Origin of the sequence: Anaerococcus octavius, assembly GCF_900445265.1 — a bacterium.
In the GTDB taxonomy this organism is placed as follows: Bacteria; Bacillota; Clostridia; order Tissierellales; family Peptoniphilaceae; genus Anaerococcus; species Anaerococcus octavius.
The window spans coordinates 626,418-644,215 of sequence record NZ_UFTA01000002.1 but is presented as its reverse complement, the minus strand read 5'-3'; the positions used below and the strand labels follow the sequence as shown (position 1 = coordinate 644,215).

12 protein-coding genes and 1 pseudogene are annotated in these 17,798 nt (G+C 30.2%); all 13 read left to right on the top strand.

Translation table 11 applies throughout. The features are described 5' to 3' along the window. Positions 1-238: 238 nt before the first annotated feature. Positions 239-6,076, top strand: a pseudogene (locus tag DY249_RS03305) (helicase-related protein); the annotation flags it as partial. 43 nt (positions 6,077-6,119) lie between these two features. After that, entirely contained in the window at positions 6,120-6,776 is a 657-nt protein-coding gene (locus tag DY249_RS03300) for a DNA-binding protein (RefSeq protein WP_115595171.1), read from the top strand. A gap of 255 nt (positions 6,777-7,031) precedes the next feature. After that, on the top strand, positions 7,032-7,205 hold the full coding sequence (locus DY249_RS09130; RefSeq protein ID WP_172540051.1) for a hypothetical protein: 174 nt from the start codon (positions 7,032-7,034) through the stop codon (positions 7,203-7,205). A gap of 37 nt (positions 7,206-7,242) precedes the next feature. Continuing rightward, positions 7,243-7,611 carry an EXLDI protein gene (locus tag DY249_RS03290; RefSeq protein WP_115595169.1) on the top strand — a complete coding sequence of 123 codons (369 nt, stop codon included), beginning with the start codon at positions 7,243-7,245 and terminating at the stop codon, positions 7,609-7,611. 1,270 nt (positions 7,612-8,881) lie between these two features. Continuing rightward, positions 8,882-9,139, top strand: a complete 258-nt coding sequence (locus DY249_RS03285; protein WP_115595168.1) for an AbrB/MazE/SpoVT family DNA-binding domain-containing protein — start codon at positions 8,882-8,884, stop codon at positions 9,137-9,139. Next, the gene (locus DY249_RS03280) at positions 9,136-10,263 is read left to right on the top strand and encodes an alpha/beta fold hydrolase (RefSeq protein ID WP_245943500.1); all 1,128 of its coding nucleotides are present in this window, start codon (positions 9,136-9,138) and stop codon (positions 10,261-10,263) included. The genes DY249_RS03285 and DY249_RS03280 overlap by 4 nt, the downstream gene beginning before the upstream one ends. Before the next feature lie 96 nt (positions 10,264-10,359). Then, entirely contained in the window at positions 10,360-10,551 is a 192-nt protein-coding gene (locus tag DY249_RS03275) for a hypothetical protein (RefSeq protein WP_115595167.1), read from the top strand. A 256-nt stretch (positions 10,552-10,807) separates the two neighbouring features. Next, positions 10,808-11,107 (top strand): hypothetical protein, encoded by a 300-nt coding sequence (locus DY249_RS03270; protein WP_245943499.1) that lies wholly within the window; start codon positions 10,808-10,810, stop codon positions 11,105-11,107. Positions 11,108-11,189: 82 nt separating this feature from the next. Beyond that, positions 11,190-12,338 (top strand): AlbA family DNA-binding domain-containing protein, encoded by a 1,149-nt coding sequence (locus DY249_RS03265; protein WP_115595166.1) that lies wholly within the window; start codon positions 11,190-11,192, stop codon positions 12,336-12,338. A 296-nt stretch (positions 12,339-12,634) separates the two neighbouring features. Continuing rightward, positions 12,635-13,273 carry a VanZ family protein gene (locus tag DY249_RS03255; protein WP_115595165.1) on the top strand — a complete coding sequence of 213 codons (639 nt, stop codon included), beginning with the start codon at positions 12,635-12,637 and terminating at the stop codon, positions 13,271-13,273. Between the two features lie 381 nt (positions 13,274-13,654). Further along, on the top strand, positions 13,655-14,125 hold the full coding sequence (locus DY249_RS03245) for a GNAT family N-acetyltransferase (protein ID WP_115595164.1): 471 nt from the start codon (positions 13,655-13,657) through the stop codon (positions 14,123-14,125). 195 nt (positions 14,126-14,320) lie between these two features. Then, the gene (locus tag DY249_RS03240) at positions 14,321-14,938 is read left to right on the top strand and encodes an SAP domain-containing protein (protein ID WP_115595163.1); all 618 of its coding nucleotides are present in this window, start codon (positions 14,321-14,323) and stop codon (positions 14,936-14,938) included. A 1,676-nt stretch (positions 14,939-16,614) separates the two neighbouring features. Then, positions 16,615-17,787, top strand: a complete 1,173-nt coding sequence (locus DY249_RS03230; protein WP_115595162.1) for an iron-containing alcohol dehydrogenase — start codon at positions 16,615-16,617, stop codon at positions 17,785-17,787. Positions 17,788-17,798: the final 11 nt, after the last annotated feature.

Below are 17,798 nucleotides of genomic sequence, written 5' to 3'. Positions count from 1 at the left end.
ATATTTAGAAGAACAAGTTACACTAAGTGAGGAAAAATCATTTCAAGAAGAAGTTAAGGAAAAGATAGAGCCTAAGTTTAAGATAGGCGATCAGGTTAGATATAAAGATAAGGACTTTACCATTACAGATTTTGATGAACTAAGTGGAGGACTTAAAACTGTAACCATTAGAGATAATATGGAATATATGGGAGGTATGTTTAGGGGTTCGGAAGTAATTCCATATAGAAACGATTCATACCTTGAAGAAATCTTTGAAAATCTAAGTCAAACATCAGAAAAACTAGCAGTAAAGGTTGGAAAAGAATTTATTTTAGAAGATGAGAATATCTTTGATGGAATTAACTTAATTGAAACAGAAACTAAAGTAGAAGTTAATGGAGAAGAAATTCCCTTATATAAGGGTGAAACATTTGAAGAAAGTAGAAAGATTGATGACCTTTTAGATAGTGGAAATTATGAGATATACAAATTATCTGAATATGAAAAACAAATTGAAAGACAAGTAGAACAAGAAAGCTTTATTGATAACTACAATCCAGAAATTGACCAAATGATGGATAGGTACAATGTCCCAAGAAATTCAGCTGAAAATTTATTGAGGGGTAAAAAAGATTTAAAAAATCTAGGCTATGAACCTAATAAGGAAAGGCTAAGTTTTGCTAGAAATTATGACTTGAAAAATCATATCTACTCAGAATACCTAACACCATCAGAAAGGCTAGATAAAAATATCAAAGCTATTAAAATGCTAAAAAGACTTGAAAATGAAAATAGGAGTCCAAGAGAGTATGAACAAGCCTATCTTGCTGACTATCTAGGTTGGGGTGGTCTTGCCGATGTCTTCGATGAAGAAAAGAGAGGTCAATGGCTTGAAGCAAGAAATATTTTAAAAGAAAATTTAACAAATGATGAATATTTGAATGCTAAAGAGTCTACCTTAACATCGTTTTATACACCTAGAGAGGTAATGGATGGAATATATAAGACCATAACAGATATGGGATTTAAGACTGGGAATATCCTTGAACCGTCTGCAGGGGTCGGCAATTTCATTGGTAATATGCCAAGTGAAATACGAAGCTCTAAAGTCTATGGAGTAGAAAAAGATAGTCTAAGCGGAAGAATAGCAAGAGAACTTTATCCCGAAGCCAATATTCAAATTAAAGCCTTTGAAGAAACAAACTTCTCAAATAACTTCTTTGACTTGGTAATAGGAAATGTTCCCTTTGGAGATTTTAAAGTTAACGATCGTGAATATAACAGAAATAACTTTCTGATTCACGATTATTTTTTTGCAAAGTCAATAGATAAGGTTAGGAATGGTGGAATTATTGCCTTCATAACATCATCTGGAACTATGGATAAAAAAGATGAATCTGTTAGAAAATATATTAATGCAAGATGTGAATTTTTAGGAGCTATGAGGCTTCCTAATACAACATTTAAAGGACTTGCTGGTACAGAAGTTACTTCAGATATTATTTTCTTAAAAAAGAGAGATTCAGTTATAGAAAGAGATGACGATTGGATACACCTAGCAACTTATAAAAAGGGTTTGACTTATAATAAATACTTTGTAGATAATCCTCAGATGGTATTAGGGGATATGAAAGAAGTATCTGGTAGATTTGGAAATACTATAACTTGTGATGAAAGAGAAGATGAGAAGTTAAAAGACTTAATGGATTTTGCAAGTAAGGAAATATCTTTAAATTCAAAATATGAAGAGGTCGAACTATTGGAAGATGAAGAATTAAGTCTTCCAGCAACAGACGATGTTAAGAATTTTTCCTACACTATTATTGATGAAGAGGTCTACCTAAGAGAAAACTAAGTCTTAATTAAGCAGAATATATCAGATAAAAATAAAGAAAAAATAAAAGATTATCTTGATATAATGAATGCTTTGAAAGATGTAATAGAAAAGCAAAGGGACGATTTTTCAGATGAGGAAATAAAAGAATCACAAGCAAAGTTAAATGAAGTCTATGATAACTTTTCAAAGAAACATGGCTTTATTAACTCCTTATCAAACACTAGAGCCTTAAAGGAAGACTCAAACTTTCCTTTGGTATCATCAATAGAAATACTTGATGATGAGAATAATTTCAAAGCTAAGAGTGATATATTCTCAAAAAGAACAATAACAAAGGCAAGGGTAGTAGACCATGTAGATACTTCCCTTGAAGCTTTAGTCTTATCTGTTTCACAAAAAGGATATGTAGATTTTGAATATATGGAATCTATCACAAGTAAAGATAGGGATACTTTAATTGGTGAGCTTGAGGGCGAGATATTTTTAGATATTAAGGACACAGACCTAATAAATAACAGAATGCCCTTTGAAAACTTTAATAATGACGATCCATTTCATTTTTCATATGTATCGGCTGATGAATATTTAAGTGGTAATATCAGAGAAAAGATTGGTTATCTCAATTCATATATCGGAGAAATTGAAAATGTAATAGATTTAGCACCTTCTGAAAAGAAAGACACACTATTAAATGAGTTAGGCAAGCTCAAATATCAAAGAGAAAAATTACAGGAAGTTATGCCTGAAGAACTCAGTGATTCTGATATAAATGTAAGGTTAGGAGCAACTTGGATACCTCAAAAAGATATAGAAGACTTTACTTTTAATCTTTTAAAAACACCAGGTTATGATAGGTGGAATATAAATGTTAGGTTTTCACCACATACAAGTGAATGGAACATTGAAGGTAAAAGTGTTGACTCAACTAATGACCTTGCTAACATGACTTATGGTACAAGTAGAGTTAATGCCTATAAGTTAATTGAAAATGCTCTTAATCTAAAAGATACAAAAGTATTTGACCAAGTAATAAATGATGATGGTTCTAAGACTTCTGTATTAAATAAAAAAGAAACTATGCTTGCAAGTCAAAAGCAAGAACTGATTAAAGAAGAATTTAAGAATTGGATATTTGAAGATCCTGATAGAAGATATAGGCTAGAGAAGATTTATAATGAAAAATTCAATTCAATTAGAAATAGAGAACTTGATGGCTCTAACTTAACTTTTGATGGAATGAATACTGAAATCAGACTTAGAGAGCATCAGAAAAACGCCATAGCAAGGACTCTTTATGGCGGAAACACACTACTTGCCCATGTAGTAGGAGCAGGAAAAACTTTTGAAATGGTAGCTTCTGCTATGGAATCTAAAAAGTTAGGACTTGCAAGTAAATCATTATTTGTAGTTCCTAACCATCTAACTACTCAAATTGGTAGAGAGTTTATGCAATTATATCCGTCAGCAAACATTATGGTGGCAGATAAAAAAGACTTTCAACCAAAAAATAGAAAAAGATTTATTGGTAGGATTGCAACGGGAGAATATGATGCGGTCATCATAGGACACTCTCAATTTGAAAAAATACCAATGTCTAAGGAATACCAGGTAAGGCATATACAAGACCAAATAGATGATATAGTTTCCTTTATTGATGAGAACAAAAGAAATAGAGGAGAAAATTTCACTGTAAAACAACTGGAAAAGACAAAGAAGAAACTCTTGGTAAGACTTGAAAAACTAAATGATGACTTTAAAAAAGATGATGTAATAACCTTTGAAGAACTAGGAGTAGATAAGTTATTTATAGATGAAGCTCATAATTACAAAAACTTATTCTTGCATACAAAGATGAGAAATGTTGCGGGTATCGGTCAGAGTGAAGCCTTTAAGTCTTCGGATATGTATATGAAATGTAGGTATATGGATGAAATGACAGATGGAAAGGGAGTTGTATTTGCTACTGGTACACCAATATCAAATTCAATGACTGAGCTTTATACTATGCAAAGATACCTTCAATATGACGATTTAAAGGCAAGAGGATTAGAACATTTTGACGCTTGGGATTCTACTTTTGGAGAAACAGAAAACACCTTTGAATTATCTCCAGAAGGAACTGGATATAGGCAAAAGACAAGATTTTCAAAGTTCTATAATTTGCCAGAATTGATGTCTATGTTTAAAGAAGTAGCAGATATAAAGACTTCAGATATGTTAAATTTACCAGTACCTGAAGCAAATTTTGAAGTTATTAAAACAAAACCTACTGAGGAACAAAAAGAAATATTAGAAGCTATTTCAGAAAGAGCGGATGCAGTTAGAAATAACCAAGTCGATCCAACAGAAGATAATATGCTAAAGATTACAAATGATGGTAAAAAACTTGCCCTAGACCAAAGATTAATAAATCCACTACTTCCCGATGATCCTAATTCAAAGGTAAATGTATGCGTTAAAAATATCTTTTCGATCTGGGATAAGACAAAAGAAAATTCATCGACCCAATTAGTGTTTTCAGATATGTCCACACCAAAAGGAGATGGAGAATTTAATATCTATGATGATATTAGAAATAAGCTAATGAATATGGGAATACCAAAAGAGGAAATAGCCTTTATTCACGAAGCAGATACAGACAAACAAAAAGATGAATTGTTCTCAAAGGTAAGAAGAGGGGAAGTAAGAGTATTATTAGGCTCTACTCAAAAAATGGGAGCAGGTACAAATGTACAGAACAAATTAATAGCCTTACACGATTTAGACGTCCCATGGAGATCGTCTGATCTAGAGCAAAGAAGTGGTAGAATTGTTCGTCAAGGTAATGAAAATGATAAGGTAAATATCTTTAGATATGTAACAGAAAATACCTTTGATGCCTATTTATGGCAGACAATAGAGAATAAGCAAAAATTCATTTCTCAAATTATGACTTCAAAAACTCCAGTAAGAGTTGCAGAAGATGTTGATGAAGCAAGTCTATCTTATTCAGAAATTAAGGCTTTAGCTACTGGAAATCCTCTAATTAAAGAAAAAATGGATTTAGATAACGAAGTTACAAAGCTAAAAATGCTGGAAGCAAACTATAAATCTAATAAATATAAGCTTGAAGATAAGGTAAATAAATATTATCCTCAAAGTATTTTAAAAACTGAAATGGAAATACAAGCAGTTAAAGAAGATATTGTAAGTGTTGAGAAATTAGGAGAAGGAGATAACAAATTCACTTCAATTAGTCTTGGTACAAACAAAATTTTAGATAAGAAAGAAGCTGGAGGGAAGCTATTAGAAGAAATAAAAAAGGTAAAGATAAATGATAGCAAGGTTATTGGTAAATATAGGAATTTAGACTTACAAGTTTCATATAACTTTATGACTAATACTCACACCTTTAAACTACTAGGAAAAGCAGAATACTTTGGAGAGTTTTCAAACTCTACTGATGTTAATATAACAAGGCTTGATAATGCAATTGAAAAAATGCCTTCAAGACTTGAGAGGTTAAATCAAAACCTTGAAAACTATAAAGAATCTTTAGAAAATGCCAAAGTAGAATTGACCAAGCCATTTGAAAAAGCAGATGAGTTAAGGGATAAGACACTAAGACTAGCTGAAATTAATAAACTTTTAGATATGGGAGAAGTGGAAGAATTAGAAAACCAATCACCACTATTAGAAGATTTAAAAAGGGCGATAGTTGATTATTCTAACTATGAGTTTTCAGAATCTAATAGCTATGAAGACTTTGACAAATTATATCCCGATTTAAGCCATATAGGACTTGCCTATACAGAAACACCAGATGGTAAGCACTCTATTCAATATGAGGTAAATTTGGAAGAAAAAACATGGACTCAGTATGTAGATAATGTTGCTATTAGAACAGAATCTTTTCTAGAAGAAGATATATCTAATTCACAAGCTCTTAAAGATATGACTGAAGCCATAAAAATGTCAAGTTTTGATGATCTGGTATCAGTAGATGAAGAAGATTTAAAACAAGCTTTAGGCTTAGAAATAGATGATGACGGAAACTTCTATGATCCACTAGCAAAAGATCTTGATAATGATGGAATACCAGATAGGTATGACAATGATTTTAAAGATAGTGATTACTTTGAATCAACTTATGATGTAGAGGATAATCTTCACGCAAGGGAAGAGAAACCATCAATATTAGGACAAATATCAAAATTCAAATCAGAAGAAAAAAAAGATAAAAATCAAGAAAAAAGTGAAAAAGGACAAGAAAGATAGAGGAGAGCGAAAGGCTCTCCTTATTTAGTACAAGGAGGAAATTATGGAATACAAAGATATTAGAGAAAACTTAGAAGAAATGATGAATGATAACTACAAGGATTTTATAAAAGCACTTGTGAGTATAGAAAAAGGTGTTACTAATGAAAAGGCACTTGAAGAAGTATACGTTTTATATATGAACAATGACACAACAGGTCTACTAAGTGATGATTTTGACTATATGATTGATGATATGAAAGAACAAGGTAAGATTGTTGAAAATGTCAGTGATATTGAAGAAAAAGATGATCTTATAAATCTCGTGGGTAATATAGCTGGAAAAGTAGAAAATCTTGAAAGAGAAAATGCTAATGGAGAAAAGTTTAAAGTAAGTAACTTTTCTCTTGTTTCAAAAGATGACGATGGGAATAAAATTTATACCAATTGTTCAGCCTATGGAGATAAGACAAAAGATTTAGAGAACCTAAAACAAGGAGATTTTGTAAAAATATTTGGACAAGTAAAAACAAGCATTGACAACAACGGAAAGGAACATAAAAATATCCGTATTTTGTCTTCTAAGCTCTTAAAAGCAAAAGAACAAGTAAAGAGTCAAGATAAGGATAAAAAGTCCATATTATGGCAAATAAAAAGCTTTAAGACAGATGACAAAACTAAGTCAAACAAGAAAGACCATAGCAAAGGAACAGAGAGGTAAATATCGGCAGTCTTGACCTGAACCCCTCCATCCGTATTCCGGATTTTGGGGTTAAGGTCAAGATAGGATTGTTGTTCTTCCTTGGAAATTGTATAATACAATTAGTTGAGATTTATGGAGTAGGTGTATGGTTGAACAAGAAGTGATATTGGAATTGATAGATCTTAGGCGGGAAGTTGAGTACTTGGATTAAAAAAAGAAAGGTATAAATCTGATAAAAAAGGAAAGCAAGATTTGCTTCATGATATTATTTTCATGGCTGATAGTAGAGATGCTTTCATGATAATAGGTGTTGACGAAGAAGATAAGTATAATATCAAAGATGTCAGGAAAGATAAAGGAAGAAGTAATACTCAAAATGTTGTTGATTCTCTAAAGCTTAAAAATTATAATAAGCTTGTAATAATTAATTTACTTTATCGGTGTTGATAATATAGTAAAATTGATTAACATAAGGAGGTATTTTATGAAGTATGAAGACATTAGATTAAATGTTTCAAATGATTCTATTAGTGATTATAAAGCATTCAAAGGAATAAAATTATATTCTGAAATGTTTAAAGCAGAAGATGGAAAAAAACTCATTAATAAAAGAGTGTTTGTAACTCCAAAAAAAAATTATGTATATTATGAAAGGACAGATATAAATTGGAATTATTGGTCAGATAAAACAAAATATGACTCGAGTTTTGATTTAAGTGATGAAAATCATAATATAATATTTGAAGTAACATCTGAATTGGATGATTTCTCAAAATACTTAGATGAAGAAGTAATCAAAAAAATTATAATGAAAGAAAAAAGAGAAGAGATAGTAGAAGTACTAGATATTTGAGACTGTGTAAAATTCTGTGTATAGAAACCTCCTGATTATGGTTAAGAAAAACTAATCAGGAGGAATTTTTATGCCATAAGAAAGCGATCAGAAACAAAATCTCTAAGATGTTAATTGAAGAATATTAACAAGAAACAGCACAAGATTTACAAGATACTCTAAAATATCTTTTAGGTAATACAATGGAGCATTTGTTGAAAAATATGAAAACGCATTAGTTTTAAATAAAATGTTAAAAGAATTTAGAAATAATTGAGAATAAATATATTCCCACATACGAGGCTTTTGAAAAATTTCAAAATTTATCCATACTGACCACTCAAGCCATGTGGAGACTATAGTATTGATGTCAAGGAAATAAAATAAGAGGTTAGAAGACTGTTGAGACAGGTGGCTTTTAGGATTTTAAAAGTAATCTTAAAAGCCATTTTTCTATTCAAAAATACCTTGTGGGAACAGTTAGAGTGTAGATTATAACAGAGTATGTAGACACTATGGATATTTTATGTGGAGTGAGCAGGGTGGATACTATTAGGCTGCTCATTATAGATTAATAATATATGAAACTTCAAACTATATGATCAGAATAGTTGTTAGAGAAGACAATTATAATACAAAATAGATATAAGTTGCTGTTTTGTGTTATAAGAGACAAATAAGATATAATCTAACTACCAGATGTAGAGACGGTAGTATTGATGTCAAGGTGAGGGACTGAACTGTATAGAAAAGCCTTGAAATAAACGGGTTTTGATGGTATTGCCAAGAAAAAGTGCATCATCGTAATCTCATTTTTAGATCTTTTAAAAACAGTTCTGTCTTCCGGAAATGTAACTATGGAACTGCTTTTTGACGTATTGAGACTTCAGAAATGTAGTCGGAGGTGGCTTTGGAGATATTCAGACAATAAAACTGTTTGCAATTGTATATTTCTCGACAAACGGGTCAGGTAGATTACTGAATACACTGAACTTACGGTCAGACGACTTAGTGAAAAGATTACGGTTTACGATGAGAAATAGGCTGTGGAATTCAAATCAGGCCTTGCGATAAAAGGAGATGGATGAAAAGAATATATTAAAATAGGGCACCTCGTCAGGAAATGGCGGGGTGATTTTTTGTAGGAATACTTTAAACATAAAAAGCATATGAAATTGCTACGGCATTGTCGAGTGGTATTAACATATTTCTACTTGACAAGGCAATAACGCATGGTATAACTTGTATGAAATGTATAACAAAGAATACCGAATGTCAAGGAGATAAAGATATGAAAAAAAGCAAACAGAGTCATACCAACTTGGAATATGAGAATAAAACTGAGAAAAACGAACAGGGGTTTTATGCATGGACTGCAAAAGTTGGCACTAAAGGACAGATTGTAATTCCAAAAGAGGCAAGAAATTTGTTCCATATAGAAAGTGGTGACACAATTCTCCTGCTGGGTGACCAAAATCAGGGAATAGCATTAATAAGTGGTGATAAAATGGCTGAGATGCTACAGGCAATTAAAGGAAAGATATTATGAAACGTATGAAACGATTAAAAACTATTATGGTTATTTTGATTGTAATAGTTGTGATTCTAGTGGGTTTTGCATATCGAACGCTTCACTTTGATTATGGAAATGATCGGTTTATGAAGAAAAAGGGGAAGCAGTTAGGATTTACAGAAAAAGTATACAAAGCGACCGATGGCAGTGAGATATCATACTTAGAAGGTCCTAATAATGGGGAGCCGCTTTTACTAATTCACGGTCAGATGGTATCGAAAGAAGATTATGTAAAAGTTTTACCGAAACTCTCAAATCATTTTCACATCTTTGCAGTAGACTGTTACGGACATGGGAAATCATCTAAAAATCCAGACAAATATCAGCTTATTCCCATTCGTGATGATTTGATTGATTTTATGAGAGATGTAATCCGTGATAAAACATTTCTTTCGGGGCATTCTTCCGGAGCTTTAATATCAGCGGCAATAGCTGCAAAGGAAAAGGAACAGGTAAAAGGGCTTCTCCTTGAAGATGGACCTTTCTTTTCTACGGAGCCTGCTAGAGCAGAAAATACTTTTTCTTATCTTGAGTTTAAGACAATCCATGATTTTCTTGCGCAAAAAGTGGAGAAAAATTATACGAGATATTATCTTGATCATACTTACATGAAATCACTTTTCAATAAAGATGGAAAAGATAATTGGGACTTTATAGTCAAAAATCCTTTTTCCGAGAGAATCAGGGAAAATAGTGGAAAAATGCCAATTGTTTGGTATTATCCTCCTGAAATCGGGCTGAATGGAATGATATTCTTAACGCGTAATATGCAGGACGGAACAGGAAACTATGATTTAAGATTTGGGGAGACTTTTTACGATTTTTCCTGGTTTTATGGAGTTGACCAGAAAAAGATGTTGAGCGAAATAGAATGTCCGACAATCATTCTTCATGTTGCGCCTTCAAAGGAAACTGCGCCGAGCTATTATGATGAAAAAGGAATATTACTATCTGCCATGGACGAAAAAGATGCAGAAGAAGTTCATACTTTAATCAAAAACAGTACGCTTAAATCTGGTTATGAATCAAGTCACGATATTCATGCTGACTTACCGGAACAGTTTGTTGATGCAATGATGGAGATGAAGCAGCAGAAGTAGCGGATATGCCCATTGAACGGGCATTGACATTTACCCGGAAACATCATTTTTTTTGCCAACTTCTATCGTGCAACGAGCGTGGAGGCTCTCTTCCAAATGTATCGTTATCGTCAGGGTGGTCTTGGTACATGTGGAGACTATAGCGTTGATACAAAAGATGTAAATTTAGAAATCCTGCATTTTAAGCAGTTTTATAAGCATTTTGTCTTTGAAAAAGATGAAGAAGGATACGTCAAAAAGACTCAAAAAAACTACATGGATGTAAGAGTAGTTTTTAGGCTGGTATGAGGAAACACAAAAAATATAATTAACTCATTTTGTACTTTCTACAAGAGTAGCTTAAAAGGCTGCTCTTTTTGTTTATTCTGTTTTTCTTTGCATCCCACACTTAAAAATATAGAGCCAAGATCTACAAGAAGCAGTTGTAGAAGTCATCAATCAGCTTATTTATGAGAGCAGTGAATTAAAAGAAATAATAAAAGAGAATATAGAAAAAGTCATCACAGGTGATGGGAGTAGGCAGATAGAAGAAATAGATAAAGAAATGCTTGAGGTTCAAGAAGAGCTTTTAAAAGTAGCTAATGCTAAGAAAAACTATACAGACCTTGCAGACAGGGTGGAAGAGCTAAGGAATGAGAAAGAAAATATACTTCTTGAAATGGCAGAAGAGAAGAATGAACAAAGCAGACTAATGGAATTAGAAGAGTTTTTATACAATCAAGAATTCGAAATAGATTTCTATGATGAAGAATTGGTAAGAAAACTTATAGATAAGATAGTTGTATATGAAGAAGATTTAAAAGTTGTATTTAAATCTAAGTTAGAAATTATCATAAATAAGTAGGCAGCTCAGATATTGGGCTGTTTTTGCTTTGTCTAGAAATGGTATAATATAATCAATTATGTAATATTAATGGAGTAGATTTATGGTTAAACAAGAAGTTATATTAGAATTGATAAATCTTAGGCAAGAAGGTGGGTACTGGGATTTTAAAAAAGAATGGTATAAATCTGATAAAAAAGGAAAGCAAGATTTACTTCATGATGTTATTTGTATGTCTAATAATTTGGAAAGTAAGAATGCATTCATAATAATTGGAGTCGATGAAGATGACAACTATAACATTAGAGATGTAAGTGAAGATGAAGGAAGAAGAAATACACAAAATGTCGTTGATTTTCTAAAAGATAAGAAATTTTCTGGTGGTTTAAGACCAACTGTATATGTAAAAAGCTATCAAATTTTAGGTAAAACAATTGATGTAATAGTAATATTAAATGACAATAACACTCCGTATTATTTGACAGATAAATTTCAGGAAATTAGAGCAAATTACATTTATACGAGAATTCAAGATACTAACACGCCTAAAGATAGGTCAGCAGATTTAGATAAAGTTGAATATTTGTGGAAAAAACGATTTGGATTAACTCAATCAGTTCTAGAAAGATTTGAGATTTATCTTGAAGACTATGAAAATTGGAATGATGGTCCATATGGTGAGATGCAGAAGTATTATAAGTATTTTCCAGAATTCACTATAGAATATGAGATTGCTAGAGATGAAAGAAATGGATATGAATATTATCTTTTTTCTCAAACAGATTCAAGGCCGCATTGGTATGATATAAAATTTAAATATCATCAGACATTATTGAAAGAATTAGGTGGGGTTGCTTTAGATGGGGGTAGGTACTTCTCGCCTTGCCCTGAAATAGATGAAATTACATTAGACAAAAACAAAAGCTTTAGTTGGGATTTTTCTTATAGATATTTTACGAAGAGTACTTTTCTTTACAAATTAAATCAGTTTTTCTTTTTTCAAGAAACCTTCAGTGATAGGTTCTCTAGACAGGAATTTTTTGAAGTAGTACTATTATTTGAATCGGAAGAAGAGCGTATGGAATTTAAAGAATTTATTAGGAATAATTGGTATAATAGAAAAGAGTATTTAAAAAATCTACAAGTGCCAAATATTCCGAATTTTCCTAAGTATAAAGAGGGAGCATTCGTTGAAGAATATGAAAATGCATTAGTTCTCAATAAAATGTTAGAAGAATTTAGAAATAATTGAGAATAAATATATTTCAACTTTCGAAGCTTTTGGAAAATATTGATTTTATCCATATTGACCACTCAAGCCCATTGTTAAATGATTTATTTATTAAAAAGAAAATTATTTAAAAATACTACTAATGCAAGAAAAAATTTTATAAGATAATTGGAGGAAAAATGAGTAAAACTGCTGTACTAATTTATGATTCTTTTTGCAACTTTGAAATAAGCGTTGCGCTTGAAATTTAGCGCTTAATAATATAAAAACTATTAATAGTAATATAATGTTTTCATAAAAGAGAGGAAGTTATTTGAATGGATTGGGATTTTGTTTTTAGTCACGTAATAAGTGGCTTTATGCCTACTGTTTTAATATTAATATTATATTTTATAGTTTTAAAAATATATAGAAATAATCAAAATAAAGAACGTATAATTTTGACTTTTGTATTTTCATTTTATCTTGTTGGAGTTTTAACCACAACTGGTATTTGCTTGAAACCTAATTATTCTCCAACATTTTCGTTCATACCATTTATAGATATGATTAGAGGCCCAAAAGATACAATTTTAAATATAATTTTGTTTCTTCCATTAGGATTTTTCCTACCTCTACTTTATAAGAAATACAATTGTTTTTCTAAAGTTTTACTTATTGGATTTTTATTTTCATTGTCCATAGAAGTTATTCAAATGTTTGGTTTTGGAACTACAGATGTAAATGATTTAATTACAAATACAGTTGGATCAGGTTTAGGATACGGTGCATACAAATTATTTAGTAGATTTATTTCTAATTCACTAATTAATAATTCCAAAGCAAAGTCTAAATATAGCTATTATGAACCCATAATTCTATGGGTAATTATTATACTAATCATGCTAACTATTCAGATTTACATCCATAACATCTTTTTCGCAATTAACATAAATGGTGAAATTCATAAATGGTGATATTTTATTTTTATAATAGGTTGTAAAATTAATTCGCTATGAAAAAATCAAAAAAATAGTAAAAAATATTGTAATAATCTGTCTTATGCTAATAGTCGGTATTGCTTGGTATTTTTCAGTATTAACATATAATGGATTTATTCACACTTACGAGACTTTTGAGAAATACTAAATTTTATCCACACGGTCCACTCAAGACACGTGGAAGCCCTAACCATGCTTTCACGAGATTAACACAGTTAATCGACGTTAAAAAGCGGTAGGTCTCATGCCAAGAATCTCCAAGAGAAGTGTCTGTTGAAGATCTTCGATTGGCAATATTCGACGGCGGAGGCTCTAGTATTGATGACAAGAATAAATTAGAGTTTGTGGAGGACTAGATTGAATATAAAAGTAAAAGAAATTGAGAATAAACTAGAAAAGGAATCTGTATCGAGAGAAGTATTGTATGATCTTCAAGAATGGTTTGGAATGCTAGAAAGTACAGAAGAATATATTCAAGATTCACAGGAAAAGCCTTTTCTTGCTTGTTATATTAATGATAAACTTGTTGGGTTTATTGTGTTAAACGCAACCAGCAAGGATTGTGCAGAGATTTTTGTGATGGGTATAAAAAAGAAATTCCATAGAATGGGAGTTGGCTCGGTACTTAACAAAGCATACGAAGCTATGGCAAGGAAGATGGGTTACACATACTCACAGGTAAAAACTGTTCAGATGGGACACTACAAAGAATATGATATTACAAATCATTTTTATATCGCGATGGGATATAAAGAATTGGAATGTTTTCCAACTTTATGGGATGAGTGGAATCCGTGTCAAATATATATTAAATATCTAGGAGTGTGAGAACTCTAAGTTTATTTGCTTGAAACCTTTTAACGATAGGCAGAGATAATTGTTAAAAGGTTCATGGATATGTTTCTGCATACGAACATGTCGATAAAACATAGCTAGTGTTTACTCGTTTAATGTGAAAGCTGTGGCGGACGCTCTAGTATTGATGACAAATGAATAGAAAAAAAGAGAATTGAGGGAAAGTGTATGTTAGAAAGTAGACCTGAATTTAAAGATATAAAATCATTTGAAGAATTCAACAGATATTATTGGTATCGAGAGGAGTTATCAAAAGTTTGTAAGTCTCTTGGATTAGAACATAGAGGAACAAAAAAGGAACTGAATTATATTATAGAAGAATATTTTAAGGGAAATAAAATAAAAAAATCTTCAAGGAATAAAAATAAAAAGATAACTGATAATATAACATTAAATACTCCATTACTAGAATGTGGATTTTCATTCAATCAAAAATTTAGAGACTATTTTTCAGAGCAAACTGGAATTAAGCCATTTAAATTTAATGCAATTATGGCAGAAGCTTGGCGAAAAGTAAAAAGAAAGAACGACAAAAATTTTACAATTAAAGATATGCTTGATGTATATAATGGAGACTCTGATTACGCAAAATATGATAACTCTACTAACCAATGGAACCAGTTTGTAAAAGATTTTAACTTAGATGAACGTAGTGATAAATTTTCTAATAAGATGAAAGTTGCTGCAATTCTTTGGAACGAAGTGAGAGAATCTAACCAAAGTAAAGTATATTCAAAAGAGCTTTTAAGCAAATATGCAGATAAAATAAAAGGATATTGTAAATGAGTAAATTCTACATTATATAATGTATATTATATATCAAAAACATAAAACTCGATATGTTTCCAAATACGTACTAGTATAAAAAACCCTATGATATGTTTACCAATACGAGGAAAACATTAAAAAAAGTCAATGATATGTTCGCGAAAACGAAAAAATGAACTTTTTATCCATAGTGTCGACTCCAGCATGTTGAAGCAATTGCTTTGTTAAAAAAGTAGCAATTAAATATTTTTTATATTTTCTAAAACAGTTACTATAAATGTTATTTATTGGTTAGATTTTATATTTGAATTTTTGAATATAATTGCTTGAATTTGTAATAAGAGAGTACTATTATCAAAAAATATTTATATATGTATAATTTTTATAAATTAATGTATATGTTAAAGTGTTATTTAATGAATAAAAGATAGTTTCAAAATAAATTTGATTAAGTATTGATTTCTTTGTTTATTATTATAAATAAGTAAGTTTTATGAAAATATTTTAAAAAGTTTTTACAGACATATCAGTTATTGCTATGATATTTTCAAATATTCCATAAAGTATATTTGCAAAAGATGAAAACTTAGATGATTTAAAAGAAAATTTTATATAGGAATATTTAGGTATAGATTTAATTTCAAAAAATTTTAATATATATTTGATAGATATAAGATAGATTAGATATATTGTGCTATTATAAAATTTCTAGATTTTTTCTTATTCATCAGTAGCTAAATATGAACTTAATATACAAATGCAATAATCTATAGAACATTAGGAATCGTAATTACTATAGTAGTATGTATAATTCACAATCTTAAATAAGAATGGTATATAACTTATTATATATAAAATATATTTTAAAATGACAAAAATCATAATAAATAATTTCTTTAGCACCTATAAATGAGGTGCTATTTTATTACATAAATTTAATGAGTTGAACAGATGATAAGTTCACGCATGAAATTAAATTTTAAACAGTCATTCTTTCACACCATTATTGATTATGTTAGTATTAGTAAAAGTATTGACTGAAATTTGACTATTATGTCTTATAATATAATAAAGAGATAGGTAGGTGGTTAAATTAAAATTCTAATAATAGAAGATAACAAGAGTTTAGTATCAACTTTAAAAGATGTACTTGAAAGTAGTGGTTATGAAGTAGACTATTCACAGCTTTAGAACAAATTGATGATTATATCATTATTAATTCATATGATTTGAAATATTAGATCTCACGCTTGGTAAATATAATGGTTTTGATTTTAAGAGATGATATAAAAACTCCGATAATAATACTTACAGCGAAAAATACTAAAGAAGACATTATGAAAGGATTTGGCTTAGGAGCAGATGAGGAAGTTTTTGATCTAGCATATACTTATGTAAAAGTTCTATTATTATTTGCTCCGTTTTTATAACTAATAATATTTTATAAGAAATGATGGTAATCCTAAATTATCAATGCTTATAATGATAATAGAGAGTTTATCAAATATTATTTTAGATTATATTTTTATTTTTACTATGAATATGGGAATATTTGGAGCTATACTAGCGACTTGTTTTTCACTAATCATTCTCCTAATAATGGTGTTACATTATATATTTAAAAGGAAAAATAATTTTCATATACAGGATAAATTGGGTAAATAGCATTGTATAAAGGAAATTAAGGAGAAAAAATGCAAGATTTTATTTTTAATATATCAACTAAGATTTTATTTGGAAAAGATCAGCTTAAAAATCTGCCAAGAGAGATTAAAAATTATGGTAATAAGGTTCTATTAGTTTATGGGAGAAATAGCATAAAAAAAATTGGACTTTATGATGATATTATTAAACTATTTAAAAAAAGTTCAATCGAAATATTTGAACTTCCAGGTATAGTACCTAATCCAAGAATTGATAAAGTTCGTGAAGGTGTAAAAATTGCAAAAGAAAATGACATTGATTTTATACTTGCAGTAGGCGGTGGATCAACTATTGATTCTGCTAAGTTAATTGCAGTTGCTGCTAAAACTGATTCTGATCCTTGGGATATTGTCATAGGAAAAGAAAATCCTAAAGATGCAATTCCTATAGCAAGTATATTAACCCTTGCTGCTACAGGTTCAGAGATGAACTCTGGTTCAGTAATTACAAATGAAGAAACTGGCCAAAAACTAGGCTGGGGATCAGAGTATGCTAGACCCAAATTTGCCCTTATAAATCCAGAATACACTTACAGTGTAAGTGTATATCAGACTGCTGCTGGTACTTGCGATATAATGAGCCATACAATGGAGAATTATTTTACACTAAATGATGGTGCTTATCTTGAAGATAGATTTGCTGAAAGTATCTTAAAAACTTGTATGAAATATGGCCCTATAGCTATTAAAGAACCTAATAATTATGAGGCACGTGCAAATCTTATCTGGGCAAATTCTTGGGCTATAAATGGTTTATTAAATGCTGGAAAATTTACAGCTTGGTCAGTACATCCAATGGAGCATGAACTTTCTGCATTAAGAGATATAACTCATGGAGTTGGTCTTGCAATACTTACTCCATACTGGTTAGAGTATTGCTTAGATAATGAAAGAAGTGAAAAGATCGCTGAATTTGGATATAATGTTTTTGATATAGAAAAAACAGAATCTACTTTTGAGGATGCGAAAAAGGCAATAGAATCTTTAAGAGAGTTTTTTATTTCATTAGGAATTCCTGAAAACTTACAAAAAGAGGGATTTAAGAAAGAAGATTTACCTATTATGGCAAGAAATTGTGTTAATAATAGACCAAAACCTGAAATAAATGGATTTAAAAACTTAAAAGAAGAAGATATTTTAAATATTTATAAAATGGCTTTTTGATGAAGGAATTT

Coding starts and splice junctions, on each gene's coding strand:
- DY249_RS09130 (WP_172540051.1), top strand. CDS start 7,032: ATGGCTGATAGTAGAGATGCTTTCATGATAATAGGTGTTGACGAAGAA.
- DY249_RS03290 (WP_115595169.1), top strand. CDS start 7,243: ATGAAGTATGAAGACATTAGATTAAATGTTTCAAATGATTCTATTAGT.
- DY249_RS03300 (WP_115595171.1), top strand. CDS start 6,120: ATGGAATACAAAGATATTAGAGAAAACTTAGAAGAAATGATGAATGAT.
- DY249_RS03240 (WP_115595163.1), top strand. CDS start 14,321: ATGTTAGAAAGTAGACCTGAATTTAAAGATATAAAATCATTTGAAGAA.
- DY249_RS03285 (WP_115595168.1), top strand. CDS start 8,882: ATGAAAAAAAGCAAACAGAGTCATACCAACTTGGAATATGAGAATAAA.
- DY249_RS03255 (WP_115595165.1), top strand. CDS start 12,635: ATGGATTGGGATTTTGTTTTTAGTCACGTAATAAGTGGCTTTATGCCT.
- DY249_RS03230 (WP_115595162.1), top strand. CDS start 16,615: ATGCAAGATTTTATTTTTAATATATCAACTAAGATTTTATTTGGAAAA.
- DY249_RS03265 (WP_115595166.1), top strand. CDS start 11,190: ATGGTTAAACAAGAAGTTATATTAGAATTGATAAATCTTAGGCAAGAA.
- DY249_RS03270 (WP_245943499.1), top strand. CDS start 10,808: ATGCTTGAGGTTCAAGAAGAGCTTTTAAAAGTAGCTAATGCTAAGAAA.
- DY249_RS03275 (WP_115595167.1), top strand. CDS start 10,360: ATGTATCGTTATCGTCAGGGTGGTCTTGGTACATGTGGAGACTATAGC.
- DY249_RS03280 (WP_245943500.1), top strand. CDS start 9,136: ATGAAACGTATGAAACGATTAAAAACTATTATGGTTATTTTGATTGTA.